This is a genomic window from Streptomyces sp. NPDC053069 (genome assembly GCF_044546895.1).
In the GTDB taxonomy this organism is placed as follows: Bacteria; Actinomycetota; Actinomycetes; order Streptomycetales; family Streptomycetaceae; genus Streptomyces.
The window spans coordinates 1-16,097 of the sequence record NZ_JBITZN010000026.1; the positions used below are offsets into that span (position 1 = coordinate 1).

At 70.7% G+C, this 16,097-nt stretch carries 20 protein-coding genes and 1 pseudogene; 11 read left to right on the plus strand and 10 right to left on the minus strand.

The features are described from left to right. From ACIGXP_RS38750 to ACIGXP_RS38775, 6 genes and pseudogenes are all read left to right on the plus strand, one after another. Positions 1-87: pseudogene (locus ACIGXP_RS38750) on the plus strand (IS5/IS1182 family transposase); the annotation flags it as partial. Between the two features lie 236 nt (positions 88-323). Next, positions 324-1,514: an IS110 family transposase gene (locus tag ACIGXP_RS38755; RefSeq protein WP_399776559.1), complete on the plus strand. Its 1,191-nt coding sequence runs from the start codon at positions 324-326 to the stop codon at positions 1,512-1,514. A gap of 15 nt (positions 1,515-1,529) precedes the next feature. After that, complete coding sequence (locus tag ACIGXP_RS38760) at positions 1,530-2,450, plus strand: magnesium transporter CorA family protein (RefSeq protein ID WP_399776667.1); 921 nt, start codon at positions 1,530-1,532, stop codon at positions 2,448-2,450. 190 nt (positions 2,451-2,640) lie between these two features. Beyond that, positions 2,641-3,183, plus strand: coding sequence for a DUF5994 family protein (locus ACIGXP_RS38765; RefSeq protein ID WP_399776562.1), 543 nt, complete (start codon positions 2,641-2,643; stop codon positions 3,181-3,183). A 261-nt stretch (positions 3,184-3,444) separates the two neighbouring features. After that, complete coding sequence (locus tag ACIGXP_RS38770) at positions 3,445-3,717, plus strand: hypothetical protein (RefSeq protein ID WP_053707538.1); 273 nt, start codon at positions 3,445-3,447, stop codon at positions 3,715-3,717. Positions 3,718-4,000: 283 nt separating this feature from the next. Then, a complete protein-coding gene (locus ACIGXP_RS38775) occupies positions 4,001-4,486 on the plus strand; it encodes a DUF5994 family protein (protein ID WP_399776565.1) in 486 nt (161 codons plus the stop codon). A 39-nt stretch (positions 4,487-4,525) separates the two neighbouring features. On the opposite strand, the gene ACIGXP_RS38780 is transcribed toward ACIGXP_RS38775, so the two are convergent. From ACIGXP_RS38780 to ACIGXP_RS38790, 3 genes are all read right to left on the minus strand, one after another. Further along, the gene (locus tag ACIGXP_RS38780) at positions 4,526-5,794 is read right to left on the minus strand and encodes an ATP-binding protein (RefSeq protein ID WP_399776568.1); all 1,269 of its coding nucleotides are present in this window, start codon (positions 5,792-5,794) and stop codon (positions 4,526-4,528) included. A 119-nt stretch (positions 5,795-5,913) separates the two neighbouring features. Continuing rightward, complete coding sequence (locus tag ACIGXP_RS38785; RefSeq protein WP_069777874.1) at positions 5,914-6,777, minus strand: slipin family protein; 864 nt, start codon at positions 6,775-6,777, stop codon at positions 5,914-5,916. Between the two features lie 123 nt (positions 6,778-6,900). Beyond that, complete coding sequence (locus tag ACIGXP_RS38790) at positions 6,901-7,593, minus strand: DUF5994 family protein (RefSeq protein ID WP_399776571.1); 693 nt, start codon at positions 7,591-7,593, stop codon at positions 6,901-6,903. Between the two features lie 354 nt (positions 7,594-7,947). On the opposite strand from ACIGXP_RS38790, the gene ACIGXP_RS38795 reads away from it, so the two are divergent. Continuing rightward, the gene (locus ACIGXP_RS38795) at positions 7,948-8,508 is read left to right on the plus strand and encodes a DUF5994 family protein (RefSeq protein WP_055495849.1); all 561 of its coding nucleotides are present in this window, start codon (positions 7,948-7,950) and stop codon (positions 8,506-8,508) included. Between the two features lie 105 nt (positions 8,509-8,613). Here the strand turns inward: ACIGXP_RS38795 and ACIGXP_RS38800 are convergent, their stop codons facing one another. The 7 genes from ACIGXP_RS38800 to ACIGXP_RS38830 form a co-directional block, all read right to left on the minus strand. Continuing rightward, positions 8,614-9,855, minus strand: coding sequence for a PP2C family protein-serine/threonine phosphatase (locus ACIGXP_RS38800; RefSeq protein ID WP_399776574.1), 1,242 nt, complete (start codon positions 9,853-9,855; stop codon positions 8,614-8,616). Between the two features lie 350 nt (positions 9,856-10,205). After that, complete coding sequence (locus ACIGXP_RS38805; RefSeq protein WP_099054839.1) at positions 10,206-10,361, minus strand: DUF6131 family protein; 156 nt, start codon at positions 10,359-10,361, stop codon at positions 10,206-10,208. An 89-nt stretch (positions 10,362-10,450) separates the two neighbouring features. After that, positions 10,451-11,059 carry an alkaline shock response membrane anchor protein AmaP gene (locus ACIGXP_RS38810; RefSeq protein WP_399776579.1) on the minus strand — a complete coding sequence of 203 codons (609 nt, stop codon included), beginning with the start codon at positions 11,057-11,059 and terminating at the stop codon, positions 10,451-10,453. 27 nt (positions 11,060-11,086) lie between these two features. Next, the gene (locus ACIGXP_RS38815) at positions 11,087-11,713 is read right to left on the minus strand and encodes a DUF6286 domain-containing protein (protein ID WP_399776582.1); all 627 of its coding nucleotides are present in this window, start codon (positions 11,711-11,713) and stop codon (positions 11,087-11,089) included. A 112-nt stretch (positions 11,714-11,825) separates the two neighbouring features. Then, positions 11,826-12,233, minus strand: a complete 408-nt coding sequence (locus ACIGXP_RS38820; RefSeq protein ID WP_399776585.1) for an Asp23/Gls24 family envelope stress response protein — start codon at positions 12,231-12,233, stop codon at positions 11,826-11,828. Next, entirely contained in the window at positions 12,230-12,397 is a 168-nt protein-coding gene (locus ACIGXP_RS38825; protein ID WP_030645371.1) for a hypothetical protein, read from the minus strand. The genes ACIGXP_RS38820 and ACIGXP_RS38825 overlap by 4 nt, the downstream gene beginning before the upstream one ends. Before the next feature lie 84 nt (positions 12,398-12,481). Beyond that, entirely contained in the window at positions 12,482-12,973 is a 492-nt protein-coding gene (locus ACIGXP_RS38830; protein WP_399776588.1) for an Asp23/Gls24 family envelope stress response protein, read from the minus strand. A gap of 154 nt (positions 12,974-13,127) precedes the next feature. On the opposite strand from ACIGXP_RS38830, the gene ACIGXP_RS38835 reads away from it, so the two are divergent. The 4 genes from ACIGXP_RS38835 to ACIGXP_RS38850 all read left to right on the plus strand — a co-directional run bounded on the left by ACIGXP_RS38835 (position 13,128) and on the right by ACIGXP_RS38850 (position 15,865). Then, a complete protein-coding gene (locus tag ACIGXP_RS38835; RefSeq protein WP_399776590.1) occupies positions 13,128-13,703 on the plus strand; it encodes an RNA polymerase sigma factor in 576 nt (191 codons plus the stop codon). Continuing rightward, entirely contained in the window at positions 13,694-14,365 is a 672-nt protein-coding gene (locus ACIGXP_RS38840) for a hypothetical protein (protein ID WP_107461336.1), read from the plus strand. Before ACIGXP_RS38835 ends, ACIGXP_RS38840 begins: the two co-directional genes overlap by 10 nt. Then, complete coding sequence (locus ACIGXP_RS38845; protein ID WP_351092570.1) at positions 14,362-14,730, plus strand: hypothetical protein; 369 nt, start codon at positions 14,362-14,364, stop codon at positions 14,728-14,730. The genes ACIGXP_RS38840 and ACIGXP_RS38845 overlap by 4 nt, the downstream gene beginning before the upstream one ends. Positions 14,731-14,947: 217 nt before the next feature. Continuing rightward, positions 14,948-15,865: an SDR family oxidoreductase gene (locus tag ACIGXP_RS38850; protein WP_399776595.1), complete on the plus strand. Its 918-nt coding sequence runs from the start codon at positions 14,948-14,950 to the stop codon at positions 15,863-15,865. Positions 15,866-16,097: the final 232 nt, after the last annotated feature.

Consider the following 16,097-nt stretch of genomic DNA (forward strand, 5'->3'; position numbering starts at 1 on the left):
TGGCAGATCTTCCGCAGATCCCGCATCAGTCCCAACCGCATGAGCGTCATCACCAAGGCCGTCCTCACCTTGGAGAAGCAACGCTGAAAACGCTCCCTACGTTGTTCCGCGGGATGTGGTGAGCCCCTCGTATGGTTGACCCGCCCAGGGGTGCCGGGTGTGGTTCAAAAGGCTCTGCCGCTTGTGGCTTCCACTGATTGGCCGCCCAGTACCCCACGACGACTCGGCTGCCAATTAGGAATTGCGAATGATCGCTGAGTAGGGAATCGACAGCGAGGTCGTCCGTCGGGAGGCACCAGCAGCACACCGCACGGAGGCACCACATGGCCATGATTTGGGCCGGCATCGACGCAGGCAAGACCCACCACCACTGCGTCGCGATCGACGAGAGCGGCCGACGGCTGCTGTCCCGACGCGTCGCCAACGACGAACCCGAACTCCTCGAACTCCTCGGCGATGTCCTGGCCTTGGGCGACGAGGTGACCTGGGGCATCGACCTGGCCGACGGCGGTGCCGCTCTGGCCATCACGCTCTTGTTCAACCACGACCAGCCGGTGCACTACATCTCCGGCCGGGCCATCCACCGTGCCTCCGAGAGCTACCGCGGCGAGGCCAAGACCGACGCCAAGGACGCCGCCGTCATTGCCGACCAAGTCCGCATCCGCCGCGACCTGCATCCCTTACGCGCCGGCGACGAGACCGTCACCGACCTCAAGATCCTCACCGGCCGGCGCACGGACCTCGTCGCCGACCGCACCCGCATCGTCAACCGGCTCCGCGCCCAGCTCACCGGTATTTTCCCTGGTCTGGAGCGGGCACTGGACCTGACCAACACCGGTCCGCTCGTGCTGCTGACCGGCTACCAGACCCCGGCCGCCATTCGGCGGATCGGGGTCAAACGGCTGGAGACCTGGCTGCGCAATCGCAGGGTCCTTCGCGCTGACCGGCTCGCCGAGACAGCCGTCGAGGCCGCCGAACGCCAGCACACCAGCCTGCCCGGAGAGAAACTGACCGCCCAGCTCGTGCACACCCTGGCGGCGGAAATGATGGCCCTCAACCAGCAGGTCGCCGAGCTCGACAAGCTCATCGAGGCCCGGTTTCGCGACCACCGACACTTCGAGGTGATCACCAGCATGCCCGGCCTGGGCGTGATCCTCGGTGCCGAGTTCCTGGCCGCGACCGGCGGCGACCTGAGTCTGTTCGGCACTCCTGACCGCCTCGCCGGCTTCGGCGGCGTTGCTCCCGTTCCCCGCGACTCCGGGAAGATCAGCGGGAACCTCCGCCGCCCACGCCGCTACAACCGCCGACTCCAACGAGTCCTCTACATCTCCGCATTGTTCAGCATCCGGAGCTGCGAGGACTCCCGCCGGTTCTACGAACGCAAACGCTCCGAGGGTAAGCGTCACATCCAGGCCGTCCTGGCCCTGGCCCGCCGCCGCGTCAACGTCCTCTGGGCACTCCTACGCGACGGACGGACCTACGAGGCCGCGCCACCTACCACTCTTGCCGCTTGACAGACAGCATTAGGAATCAGTGACGTCCCTGCGCATCTCGCTGATCCGGAGTCGGTCCTGTGGCTGGACCTGCACCGGCCCGGAGCCGCTGAACTCACCATGCTCGGTCAGGAGTTCGGCATCCACGAACTGGCTCTGGAGGATGCCGCTCACCATGGACAGCGGCCGAAACTCGACCGCTATCGCACCCACGAGTTCCTCAGCGCCTACGCCGTGACCGTCAGCCCGGACGGTGCGCAACTGACGTACAGCGAGATCGCCGTATTCCTCACCAGCCAGGCCATGATCACCGTCCGCAAGAACGACGGCCTCGACATCGAGGACGTCGTCGCCCGCTGGGACGAGAGCCCGGACCTGGCCGGTCACGGCGTCGGATTCCTGCTGCACGGTCTGCTCGACCATCTCGTGGACGGACACTTCGCCGCGGTCCAGCAACTGGACGACAGCATCGAGGAGCTGGAGGGCCTGCTCTTCGCGGCCGGGCGCCGTGAGGTCGAAGCCGTGCAGCGCCGGGTCTTCGCACTGCGTAAGTCGCTCGTCCGGCTGCGCCGCGTCGTACTTCCGATGCGCGAGGTGGTCAACGGGCTCATGCGCCCCGGCCTGCACCTGATCAGCGACCCTCTCGTCCCGTACTACCAGGACGTCTACGACCACGTGCTGCGTGCCACCGAGTGGACGGAATCGCTGCGGGACCTGGTGGCCTCGGTCATGGAGACGAACCTCTCGGTCCAGGCCAATCGCATGAACCTGATCATGAAGAAGGTGACGAGCTGGGCCGCGATCATCGCGGTACCCACCGCGATCACCGGCTACTACGGCCAGAACCTCCCCTATCCCGGTTTCGGCCGCGAGTCGGGATTCATCACCTCCGCCGCAGTCATCGTGCTCCTGTCCGCATTGCTGTATCTGACGTTCAAGCGCAAGGACTGGCTCTGACCGGCATCGGCACCGGCGACCAGGTCCTGAAGGTAGGAAACTGCCTGGTCATCCCGGGCTTTTCGGACCAGTGAGCGGAGTAGTGTTGAAGACACCGGGAGTTCTTCGCGCACCGGCTCCGATGCGGGTGCCGTTCCCGGTGATCGACAGCGCCGGGCCGCACCCACGAGCCCGGGGACAGGTCCGCGCCATGGCTGTGACCATTGACCGTACGACATCGATCAGATGTGCGCCGCCGCAGCCGGCCCGGCTGTCCCTGACGCCCGCGCCGGGCGGGCTGGACGGTATGTGGTGGCCTCGCTCCCGTGCCTTCACCCGTGAGCTGCCGTCGTTGACGGCCGCATTGGGCGATCTCTGGGGTCGTATCACGGGTGTCACCGTGCACCCGGCCTACTGGCCCGTCCTGCCGCACTGGGTGTCCTACGCCGGGCGCACCGTGCAGGTGGGCTGGTCCACCGAGGAGCAGGACCCCCACAGACTCACTCTTTTCTCCGCTGACGGCCGCCGGGACGTGCTGGTGATTCCGCCGGAAACCGGTGCGGATGTTGCCGCGCAGCTGATGGCCGGCGACGGCGTCGATGCCTCGGCCCGGGAGCAAGCAGCAGACAGGATCGATGCACGAAACAGGGAAGAAGCCTGGGAGGCCGACGGCGGAGCAGGTGACCCGTCGTCCCGGCCCCGGCCCCGGCCCATCGGCTCGGCAGGGCCTTCGCCCGCCGGTCGGCGGAGGTGAGATCCCATGCTCGTCATCGCCGTGGCCGTGCTGCTCGTCCTGATCGCTGTCGGAGTCGTTCTGATCCACCAGCTCAACGGCCAGCACGCCGAACGGATCGCTGCCTTCCACTACAGCGATGTTCTGCCGGGGATCGGGCGTCCGCCCCGGAGGCACCGTCGGCCGGCGGTGGACGCGCCCGTTCCGACGCGCCCCACCGCGACGGCGACCGCGGATGACATCGACTTCGGCCCGACGGTGGGCAGTAGAGGAAGGCGCGTGATGGCGATATTGCGAGACCGGAAGACGTATCGCGAGAGGATCATGCAGGCTCTCTACCGAGCTGCCGAGGGCAATCGCCTCCTGGGCGTCGATGGGGCGAAGCTCCGCACGGACCTCGGTATCCCTGAGCAGGACATGGCCGCTGCCTGCATGTACCTGGCGGGCGAAGGCTGGGTCGTCGTGGACTGGGGGAGGGGCAACACGCCCGCGATGATCACGCTGACGCACCAGGGGATCAGGCAGATGGAGACGGAAGAGGAAGGGCGTGGCTGAGCGGCCGCGTCGGCTTCTCGGACCGAAGTGAACCCTCGCAAGGATTGCTTATGGCGGATTAATCCCTTTGACGTAACCTGGAAAGCGGGTCGGCGCACGCTCACGTGCGATGACCCGGAAGGGCGGCTCCGGCGGGTATACGCCGGAGCCGTTGCCTGTTTCCGCAACCGCGCCTGCGGCGAAGCGCTCGCGGGAGCGTCGTGCGGAGTACCGTGAGGTAGCAGGGTCGTATCGTGGTCGCACGCCGTGCGGTCGCACTGCTCTCTGCGGACGGGCGGACACCATGGCAGGCTCAGACACCCCCGACTTCCCCAGGCTCCTGCCGGACGCCGTGCACCGGTCGGTGAAACCCGGAACGGCCCTGCTGCGACTGGAGACCACCCACGCACGCGAGGGAATCCTGGACGGCGCATGGTGGCCGCGGTCCCGGGACATCGGTGCCGAGCTTCCCTCGCTGATCTCCGCGTTGACCGAGCATCTCGGGCCTGTCACCCGGGTCGGTCTGGACGGCAGCGCCTGGGACGAACTGCCGACCCGGGTGATGGTCGACGACCGGGTCGTGCACATCGACTCCTTCCCGGTCGGTGACGACACCGTCCTCATCACCCGAGGCGAAGGGGACCTTTTCTCTCTGTTGCTGGTCCCTCCGGACACGTCGCCCGACGGGGCACGCGCCGCGATGGCCAGGGCCGTACGGGCCGACAACGTCACCGAGGCCAGGCAGATCCTCATTGATACGGGCGGCGGCATGCCTCCTGCGCCGGCCTGACACGTCCGTCGCAGATCGACTCCCCTATCGGCCTGGACGCTAGATGCGGGCGTACTTTTCCGTTTGCTGGGCGAAGTCCTGGGCCATGGCGGCGCTGACCGTGGGCTTGGTGTCGCGGATCGTGTCCAGGTAGTCGTCGGTGGTGGGGGTGGTCCGGGTTCCGGTGTCGAAGGTGCGCTCGAACTGGGCCTGGGAGACGGTGCGCGCCGCGTGGGCGATGTCGGCGGGGGTGAACCCCTCGCTGGCGGACGCGAGTACCGCGCTGTCGGCCCGTGCGCCCGCTCGGTCCAGGTAGCTCTCCCACAGCGCGGTCCTGGCGGTGTGGTCGGGAGGGCCGATCGGCAGCACGTAGTCGAAGCGGCCGTGCCGCAGGAACGCGGAGTCGAGCGTGGTCACGTTGTTCGTGGCGCAGACGAGCAGCCGTCCGTCCTGGCTTCGGAACCGGACGATCGCCTTGAGCAGTTCGTTGACGACGCCGACAGCGGTCGCGTCCGCGCCGCCGCGTTCGCCGGCGACCTCCTCGACCTCGTCGATGAAGACGAGGACGTGGTCGAGCCGGGCGATCTCGTCGAAGCGCCGGTTCAGCCCGGTCGCCAGGCCGTACTCGGCGGCCAGACGGGCGGGGAACAGTTCGAGGAAGGGCCATCCCAGGCGGCTGGCGATCGCGTGCGCGAACGTGCTCTTGCCGGTCCCGGGCGGGCCGAACAGCATCACCGCCCGTGGCGGTTCCACTCCGTGCTGGGCGGCCAGTTCGGGATGGGCCAGCGGCAGGACCAGGCGCCGCTCGATGAGCTGCTTCTCCCGTTGCATGCCCGCGACCTTCTGCCAGAGCCCCCCTGGCGGCAGCTCCGCTCCGAGCGAGGACAGCGTGCCGGCCGACTGCGGGGTCACCGGACCGCGTTTCTCGAAGAAGACCAGCCCGGGGCGGGCGCCGAAGTCGCAGTTGCGCAGGGCGGTGGCACCGGTCTCGCCCTCGGGCAGGGCGGCGTGCACCGCGCGGGCGCCGGCGGCGAAGAGCCGTTGCTCAAGGGCGGTGATCAGGACACTCCCCAGCCCGCGCTGCCGCCAGCCGGGCGCCATGCAGATGCGCAGGATCCATGCCCGTTCGCCCTCCACCCTGCTCACCGCGGCGCCGATCAGCACGTCGTCGGCCGTGGCCACCACGGCCGGGTGGCGGGTCTGGAGGGCCGTCACGGCGTCCGAGAGTGGGAAGAGCGGCGGCTCCTCGGTCGTGCCGCTCTGCATGTCGACACGGATCACCGCTTCGAGATCGTCCTGGGTGTAGTCCCTGACCCGCCAACCCGTCATGATCAGCTCCGCGTGTTCGGCCGTACCCCCATCATCAGCCGGTGCCCGGAGGACGCGCGCGACAGGCGACGGTCACGAATCCTCCCTGGTGCCACGGATCGCTCGGGCCGTGGTCGGCTTCACGCCGCGGTGCCGGGCGCGCTGCCTGCCGGGCTGAGGGACGTGTCGGTGCGGCCGGTGCCGGCCGGGGGCGCTGCCGCGGCGGGTGCGGCGGCAGCGGTTTCCCGGGCGAGGAAGGAGCCGAGCTCGCCGATCGTGCTCATGAGGGGGGCCGGGAAGACGACGGTGGTGTTCTGGTCGACACCGATCTCCACCAGGCTCTGGAGATTGCGCAGTTGAAGCGCCAGGGGGTGGGCCATCATGGTGTCCGAGGCGTCGCCGAGCGCGGCTGCGGCCAGGGACTCGCCCTCCGCGTTGATGATCTTCGCTCGCTTCTCCCGCTCGGCCTCGGCCTGGCGGGCCATGGCGCGCTTCATGGTGTCGGGCAGCTGGATGTCCTTGAGCTCGACCAGGGTGACCTGCACACCCCAGTCGACGGTGGTGACGTCCAGGATCTGGCGGATGTCCAGGTTGATACGGTCCGTCTCCGACAGCGTCTCGTCGAGCGTGTGCCGGCCGACGACCTTCCGCAGGGTGGTCTGGGCGATCTGGTTGATCGCCGCGTTGACGTTCTCCACGGCGACGACCGACTTCACGGCGTCGACGACCCGGAAGTAGGCGACCGCCGACACGTCCACGCTCACGTTGTCCCGGGTGATGATGCCCTGGGACTGGATCGGCATGGTGACGACCCGCAGCGACACCCGGTGCAGGGCGTCGACGAACGGGATGATGAACCGCAGTCCCGGGGAGCGTGTTCCGACGAGTCGGCCGAAGCGGAACAGCACTCCCTTCTCGTACTGCTTGACGACCTTCACGGACAGGGCGAGGGCCAGGACGGCCAGAAGACCGATCACGACGATGAGAACGATCAGGGCTTGCATGTACTGCTCCTCGGGACGAGGACCACGGGGGCGGGGATCCGCCGGTCGAGACCCCTGCATGTGCCTGCGCCCGTTCGCGAGGCAGGGCCGAAACCCGGGAAGGCACCGGTCGGGGCGGCCGTCTCACATGCCGATGACCAGGCGACTGGCGCGATCCGTCCCTGCCGGAACGGCCGCTGAGGCGGGGCCGTCCTCCTCGTGCTTCCCTGCCTCGTCGGGTTCGAGTGGCCGGTCGGCGGCGGAGATGGCGTGCCGGGTCTCGTCCGCGGCCATGAGAGCGCTTGCGGTCAGCGGTGGGCCGTCGTAGTCGGACGCGGCCGCCATCAGGCGGGCCGCCGACTTCGTCTCGGTCTCGGGTGGGATGACCAGCAGGTCCCAGCGGCCGGTGCCGTAGGAGAGCAGCAGCAGCTTGTGCGGGTCGATCTCCGGGGTGAACCATCCGGCCTTGACGACATGACCGCCCACGGGGATCTCGTGCGGGATGACCGGCCAGTACGTCGGGTTGACGGCGATGCGGGTGATGCGGCCCCACAGAGGGTCCAGCACATCGGTCAGTGCGGGCAGCTCGCTCAGCAGGTCTCGGGAGCGGGGCCACCAGGCACCGTCCAGGAGGCCGCGCGACGGGCCGTCGGTCTTCAGCGCGAGACGCGCGGCCGGGGCTGCGACGGGCTCGTGGTGTGGCAGGAGTTGGTGCAAGGCCGCCGACATGATGCGGACCCGTCTCCGGGCCGCCTTGGCGGCGCCCCGGGTTTCGTCTCTCGCCGAGAACGACCCGGCGTGGAAGCCGGTGTGCGAAATGCCCTCGGTGCTGTCCACGGTACTCCGCACACGCCGGGGCGGTTGTGGAGACGCCGCCGCATTCGGTGAAGCGGCTGTCGATACCGGCGGGAAGTGGGCTGAGGGCGCCGGGGCACGTCGTACGCCGGCTACCGGACCGGTCTCACGCCCGACGGCTCGCATGCCCTGGCCGGCACTCCTTGGCTGTATTGCGCGGGAGGTTTTCCTCGTGTTCCGTTCAACCCCTCGCTCCGCATCGGTCCGCCGGGCGCGGGCGAGGAGTATCCTGGTGATTACCGAGAGCATCTCGTACACCGGCTTCCACGCCGGGTCGTTCTCGGCGATTCATGGCAACCGGGCCGGCCGTGACCGGCCCGGGGTTGGGTCCGCGTCATGACCGCGACCATTCCGTTCACACCCGCAGTCGGAGACCGGGCCCCTTCTTCGTCACCGCTCCGACTCACGCTGGCGCGGGCCGGCGCCCCTCCGGCCCTGATCGACGGTGCCTGGTGGCCCCGTTCGCGCAACCTGACGGAGGAGCTCCCGGCGCTCGTCGAATGTCTCGACCCGCTGTGGGGGCGGATCACCCGGATAGCGGTGAGCCGCACGTTGTGGCCGGTCATCCCGGGTGAAGTGCCCGCGCACGGCCACATGGTGCGCGTCGGCTGGTCCAACGCCGGGCAGGACCCGCACAAGCTGTTGCTGCTGTCCCACACCTTCGGCCGCTGGGACCTGCTGGTGATCCCACCGGAGACAGCCCCGGCCACCGCAGCCCGGCTCATGGCCACGGCCACCGACCCGTCGCGGAGCCTCACGGCGACCGGCCTGATCCATGAGGCCGAACGTTTCCGGGCCGCGGCAGAGGCAGCGGCCGACTCGGACTCGCTCCGGGAGGCGGTCTGGGACTCCGAAGGCGGACACGACGCCCCCCCACCCCGCCTCACGCACTCCTGACGGACCGGTCACCCGTCACGTGCCCACCGCGGCAGCAGGAGTGTGAGAGATCGGCGGTGGGGGAAAGGCTGCGTGCCGTCGGCCTCCTGGGGGTGGGAGGCCGGCTCACTCCGGGAGGGCGAGGTCGTCGGTGGCGCTCCCGCGCCATTCGATCAGCAGGAGCGTCGCATCGTCCGTCGTGATCCCGCCCCGCGCCCGTTGCAGCGTGTGGGAGAGGGAGCGCGCCACCGTCCGGATCTGCTGGGCCGTGGGCTCAAGGCGGTTCACCCACCCGATGAGCTGCTCCTCACTGAATTCCTCACCGCCGACATCGCGCTCCTCTATCAGTCCGTCGGTGAAGCACAGGATCCGGTCGCCGGGGATGAGAGCCACTTCACTGATCCGGGGCTCGTGACCGCCGAAGCCGACGGGCAGCGTCGTCGGGCCCTGCAGCCGTCGTACGACACGGTGTCCACGGATCAACAGAGGAGCGGGATGTCCGGCGTTGACCCACTGAAGCCTGCCCGTTGCCGTGTTGAGCCGCATCATCTGAGCGGTCACGAAGTGGTCGGGGCCGAACTGATCGGCGACGGCCCGGTCCATGAACGTATAGATCTCCGACAGGCCGACGCTGATGCGCCGGGCATGCCGGTAGGCTCCGATGACCACCGTGGCCATCGTGGCGGCGTCCAGTCCGTGGCCCATCGCGTCGACCATGGCCACATGCAGGACATCGCCGTTGAGGGCGTAGTCGAAGCTGTCGCCGGCCACGTCGTAGGCGGGTTCCAGCATCCCGGCCAGCTCGACCCGGGGCGTGGACATCGCCAGCGGTGGCAGCAGCGACCACTGGATCTCCGCCGCCACACTCATCGGTTCTCTGCGGCGCAGCCGGAAGAACAGATCGGTGTAACCGTGCTTGGTCACCAGCATGTCGGCCACGAGCGAGGCGAGCCTGCGCAGCAGCCGTCGCTCGTCGTCCTGGAGACGGTCCAGGGTGACGGCCAGGACGCCCACCTGGTCGCCACCGTCCAGCAGGGGAAGATAGACCCGCACACCGTCGGCCTGCGAAACCTCGACGGGACGCGCTTCCCGGAAGGCGCGTCCGGCGTCGGAGCCGTCGATCGGCTGCGGTTCCCCGGCTGCCAGCCCGTCGCCCGGCAGGGGGACGAGCCACACCTGGCCGTAGTCCTGCAGGAAGAGCGAGGTCTCGCGGCCGTCGAGCCTGCCGATCTGCCGTGCGACGAGCGGACCGAGCTGGTGCGGCGGCAGCTCGTGCCCCTGGTCCAGCAGGATTCCCAGAAACTCCTCCCCGAAGCGCTCCGACCGGGTGGAGCCTTCCGCGGGTCCTTGCCGCTCACCGCCCGTCATCGCCGTGGCCCCGGGGGACGTTCGGGCGGATCCTCACGAAGGTGCTGTGCATACGAACTCCCGACGGAGACTCACCGGCCGACGCGGTGGGGAACTTCCGCCCGGACCGTGGGGGCCGATCCACCGACTCCCCAACGAGTCGGCCGTGCGCTCGTGCGGCGAGGACCGGCACAACGGCCACCGGGCGCCCCGCGTCCGAGCCGCGGCGGCTGGCCGGCACCGGCGGCGGCCTCAGGCGGATCGACCTCTTCGCCGTCGTCGTCCGCCGCCGCGAACATCTTGGTGGGGTCCGCGCCGTCTGCCGGCCTGCCCGCAGCCTGGATCACTGCCCTGCAGGGCAGTGATCCCGCCTACCAGTAGTGGCGTCGACCGGCGACGGCGTGTCCCATCGCGCCGAGGATCCACAGGATGGCTCCGACGACCAGCAGGATGATCCCGATGGTCCACAGGATGGACAGGCCGGTGAGGAAGCCGACGACGAGCAGAATGACGCCCAGGATGATCATGATGTCTCCTTCGGGGGGGGGTGCCGGCGCGCCCGCGAACTGCTATGGGCCGCAAGGGCGTCGGCGGGAACGGCCGATCTCTCTCCTCCTTACTCCACACGGTGTGGTCCGTGGCGGCTGACCTGTAGCCGGACCTCGGCGGGCATGTCGATGAGGCCGGTGGACCGACGCGCGGTGCCGAGCGGGCCTTCGCACAGCGCACCGAGAGTGGCGCCGGGCGTGCCCTCGGGGGTGAGGGTCAGGTCAATGCGGGTGCGGTGGCGGGCCGGTCGGCCGGTGATGACTACGGCCGCATGGCCTACCCCTGGCAGGGCACTGGCTTCGTTCGCGATCGCTTCGCTGAGTGCGCGGTCGCGCAGTTCGACGCCTTCCTGCGGGGGTGTGCCGCCGACGGGCAGTGAGCCGGGGCGGTGTCGGCTCAGCTGGCCGAGCAGCCACCACAGGGCGAGCAGGGCGGTGAGGACGAGGGCGGCGATGACCGCGGGCCACCACCACCAGCCCTGGCTGCTCCAGCGTGCCCGGTCGGCGGAGCCGAGCAGGACGTCGGCCGGGGTGGTCAGGGGCCAGCCGGCGGGTGGGGCCAGATCGTGCCGCCGGTAGAGGTCGAGCCCGGCGAAGAGGATGAGCAGTCCGCCGCCGAGGAAAACCAGTCCGGCGAGGGCCAGCAGGGTGCGGTTGAGGGCGGATCGCGGCGTCATGGCGGGCTCCGGTGCTCCGGGTTTGTGTCAGCGGGTGCGTCGCCGCGTCCGTACGGCGATGCGGGGAGGACGGGCGAGGGCGAGCCGGTCGCGCTCCTCGTCGAGGACGGCGGTGAGGTCGTCCTTCACCTGTCGGGGGTCTCGGAAGCGGACGTCCGCGCGGGCTTTGATGCGGTGGCGGCCCACCATGACGTGCGCCGCGCCGACTCCGGGGACCCGCATGGCGGCGTCGCGCAGCAGGACGGCGGCGCTGTTGCGGTCCACGAAGGCCCGCAATCGCGGGCAGCCGGCGGGTGAGCGCAGGGGCAGCCAGCGTCGCTGACCGGGGGTGAGGGCCAGGACGATCAGCCAGACGCCGACGGCGGCGGCCACGGCGGCCCCCGTCAGCATCCACACGTCGTCCACCGGGCGGGTCGCCAGTTCGTCGGCCAGGTGCCGTCGCCAGGCCGCGGCCGGACGTCCCGCCCGTACGGCGACGACGTCGACGAGCGTCGCGACCGCGGCCACGAGGATCACCGCGGCGACCAGCGCCGCCGTGACGCTGCGCGCCGACCACTTGCGACGGGTTCGGTGCCCTCCTTCGCGCTCACCGGCTGTGACGTCCGAGGTGGACACGTCGCGTTCGGGAGGATCGGGCTCCTTCGTCAGCGGCACCGCGGCACGGTGCGCGGACGACGCGGAGCCGCGGCCCGGGGGACGTGGACCGGATGTCATCACGATCGCCCTTCCTGCACGGCGTGCCCGGTGACCCGGGCCGCCCGGCCGCTCACCGGACCCGCCCCCGGCTCGAGTCGGCGGCGGTCACCAGCCGCCGGACGGTGAGAAGGACCTCTCCCACTCGCAGCCCGGTCAGCTGGGCGACCCGTTCGGCGACGTCCCGCTGGATCCGCTCGCAGACACGCGGGATGTCGGTGGGGTAGGGCAGGTCCATGGTCAGATGCAGGCGCACCGATCCGGTACGGACGGCGGCGGAGGCGTGGGGTGCCGCAGGTCCGCCCCGATCGGGCGGTACCGCGGCGCGCCGCGCCTGCGCCGCGCGCGCGGCCTGCGCGGCGATACGGGCGACCACCCTGTCCGGGATGACGGTGGCGCCCCGCTCGGCCGGGGGCGGCAGCCCGGCGGCCGACGCCGGCGGGCTCGACCCCTCACCGGGGGAACCGGGCCGGCTCTTCACCGCTGCCTCCGTGTCCGGAGGTCCAGGTCGCCCTGTACGACGAGGCCGACGATCAGCCCTGCCGCACCCAGGACCAGCACCAGCAGAAAGGCCCAGAAGCCGCCGAAGTAGCCGGCGAAGCCGAGGGCCATGCCGGCCGCGAGTCCCGTCGTTGCTGTGTTCATCTCGCACTCACCCGTCTCGCGAGCGCCCCTCTCACCGTGATCATCCGCTCGGGCCCGAGGACACGGCGGTGCTCCCGGCAGCGGTCACCTCACGCGGCCCTCGTTCGGTTCGGTCTGTTCCTCCTCGTCGTCGGGCAGGTGGACGTCGTCGACGGCGATGTTCACCTCGACGACCTCCAGGCCCGTCATCCGCTCCACGGCGCTGATGACGTTGGTGCGTACGCCGCCCGCGACGTCGACGATGGAGACGCCGTACTCGACGACGACGTCCAGGTCCACCGCGGCCTGCCGTTCCCCGACCTCGACCTTGACGCCGCGGGTGACCGCTCCGCCTCCGCCCGCGCCGGGGACGCGTTCCCGCATGGCGCCGAAGGCGCGGGCCATCCCCGCTCCTAGGTTGTAGATGCCCGGTACCTCGCGGGCGGCCATGCCCGCGATCTTGGCCACCACACCGTCCGCGATGGTGGTCCTGCCCCGTGTCTCGGCCGGAGCCCCGGCCCCGGTGCGGCCCTTGAGCGCGCTCACGCCTGCTTCGGGCCGGCTGCCCCCGCCGACGCTGGTGATGTTGTCCGTCATGGCGGTCGCCTCGATCGGTCGGCCGGACACCGGAATGATGCCCGTCGAAAGTTGGACATATCGAGCGGCGGAGTCCTCACGTGCCCTGGTGTGTGACGTGCATCACATGTCTTTTCGGGGGTACACGGTCGTTCCGAGCCTGCGTGGGAGCGCCATGATCGAACACACTGCTTCCCCACGACTGGGATGCGACCTGCCCGACCGCCTGCTGGCCGTACGGGCGGCCGAGGGGGACGAGGACTCCTTCGCCGTTCTCGTCCAGCGGCACAGCCGGTCCCTGCTGACCCTGGCCCGTTGCATGCTGGGCAACCCCCAGGACGCCGAGGAGGCCGTTCAGGACGCCTTCGTCAGCGCCTGGCGCCACCTGCCGGAATACCGCCACAGGGCGGAGTTCCACACCTGGATGTACCGGATCACCGTCAACCGCTGCCAGACCATGTGCCACCGACGGCCGCCGCCTCTTTCCCTGGACACCGTCGCCGAACCCGCGGCGGGCGACGCGTGGAGCCAGCCCGCCCGGACCGCCGAGCAGGACGCGGCCATGGCCGCCCTGTTCCGCGCGCTCGCCGAGCTGGACGCCGGACAGCGGGTCTGCTGGATCCTGAGGGAGGTGCAGGGCCTGCCCTACAAGGAGATAGCGCACGTGACGCGTACCGGCGAGCAGACGGTACGCGGCAGACTGTTCAGGGCACGCCGATCCCTGCAGGAGGCGATGGGCTCATGGCGCTAGACGACCCGCACACGCGGCCTCCCGAACCGCCCGGAGCCGGCGGGCCCCGCAACGGCTGGGCCGCCGCCGACGTGCCCCCGATCGCAGGCGATGAGGTACTGCCCTGCGGCCGCCTGCTCAGCCGGGTCTGGGAACAGGCGCGGGACGCACCACCGGCCGCGGACCCGCACCCGGTGTCCTGTCCATACTGCCGAGAGGCGGTCGAGGGACTGGCCACGGTGAACGCGGCCGCCCGGACGCTGCGCGACGAGGACCCTCCGGGCCTGCACGCACTCGCCGACCGGGTCATGGACGTCGTCAGGGCAGAGGTCCGGTTCGGGCGGCTGCTGCCCCTGGCCGACCCCGACCGGGACCTGCGGATCGCCGAGAGCGCCGCGGCCAAGGTGCTGAGGCGGGCCGCGGACACGGTCCCCGGTGCCAGGGCCGCGACCTGCCGGCTCGTACCCGAGGGCAACGGCACCGACGTGCGGGTGACCATGACCCTGGCCGCCGCCCTCGACCGCCCGCTGCCCGACCGGGTCCACCAGGTACGCCGATCGGTCCTCCACTCGGCCGGACAGGACCTGGGGCTCACGGTGACAGCCGTCGACATCACCGTGGCCGACGTACTGGAACCGGGACCGACCCTCGGTCCCCGCCTCCCGACGGGCGGTGGCGCATGATGACCGCCACCGGCACCACCGCGCTCCCCGGCGTCGCGGCCGAGGCAGCCCTCGCGGTTCCTGGCGTGGCCGCCCTGCAACCCCGCCTCGCCCGGCGCCTCGCGGCAGCCGCCGCGCCCACCCGGGCGGACACCACGCCACCCGAGGCCGGCGTACGCGCCGACCGGGCGCCGGACGGTTCGGGATGGCACATCGAGGTGCGCTGCGTCCTGACGGAGGGTCGGCGGGCGCTGGACATCGCCCGAAACGTCCACGACCGGGTGACAGCCGCCCTCGTCACCCACCTCGCCACCCACGGTGCCGCAGAGCCGGTCACCGTCGCGGTCACGGTGACCGGTATCGCCGCCTGGCGCGACGCGGCATGAGCGGCGGCGCGGGCACAGGCCCCGCGAACCGTCGTTCGGCGAGCAGCAGGTCGCCGACCGTGGGAGCACGCTGCTCCCGTCCGGAAGTCCTACATGGGCGGTCGCGGCTCAAGCCTCGATGCCGCCGACGATCCGGCTCTCGTGCGGGGTGACCGGCTGTGAGTTACGGGTACGCGGGGAGGCGGCCGACCACGGCAGCGGGAGAGATGAGGTTCGCATGCGTACTGTCCTCGGCAGCCGCCCGCCTGCCGCCGTGCGCGGCAGCCCACTGCGGGGCCGGGTCGCTGTGGTCACGGGGGCGGCGCGCGGCGTGGGCGAGGCACTGGTGCGGCGCCTGTCCGCGGAGGGCATGCGGATCGCTCTGCTCGGTCGTGAGGAGGAGACGCTGTCCCAGGTGGCGGCGTCACTGGCCGTCATGACCGTCTGCATCGAGGCGGACGTGACCGATCAGGCCGCCCTCGACAGGGCTGCGCGGCAGGTCGAGGAGCGGCTCGGACCGGCCGGCGTCGTCGTGGCCAACGCCGGCATCGCCGTCGGCGGGCCCTTCACCCGCACCGAGGCCGAGCTGTGGCGACGCGTCGTCGACGTCAACCTGGTCGGGGCGGCGAACACCGCCAGGGCCTTCCTTCCCCAACTCACGCGGACCGGAGGTTACTTCCTCCAGATCGCCTCGACCGCAGCGTTCGGCTCCGCTCCGATGATGAGCGCGTACTGCGCGTCCAAGGCAGGCGCGGAGTCCTTCGCCCTGGCACTGCGCGGTGAGGTCGCCCCCGAGGGGGTCGCCGTCGGCATCGCCTACCTGCACTGGACCGGCACCGACATGATCGCCGGAATGGACGAGCACCCGGTGCTGAGAGCCCTCCGCCGGCACCAGCCGCCCTTCGCTCGGCGGGTCCACAGTCCGGCGCAGGTGGCCGACTGGCTCGCCACCGGCATCACACACCGTGCCCGGAGCATCTACGCGCCCCCGTGGCTGCGCTGGTGCCAGCCGCTGCGGCCGGTCTTCCCGTTCGTGGTCGGCCGCATCGCCCGACGCGAACTGCGGGAGGGATCGACCGACGAACTCGGGGCCGAGGCCGACGTGCTCGGGGCGGGCGGCCGTGCCGACTGGATGTCGGTCAGGCCCGAGACCTGACCCGCGACGGGGGCCGGAGGCGTCCAGAGGGTGTCCGACAGGCCGTGCGACGTCCGCGCATGCTGCGATCGCAGAGCGAGAGCCGGCCGGACCGGCCGATCAGAACGCTCGGTAACACGCCGGAAGCACGAGACTCGGCCCCGGGGAGACCGTAAGCACATGCCCGGGCCCCTGCCGTATACGGACGCGGTGGACTGCCCGGGGAGTGGTTTCCCAGGGCGGAAGCGGCCGT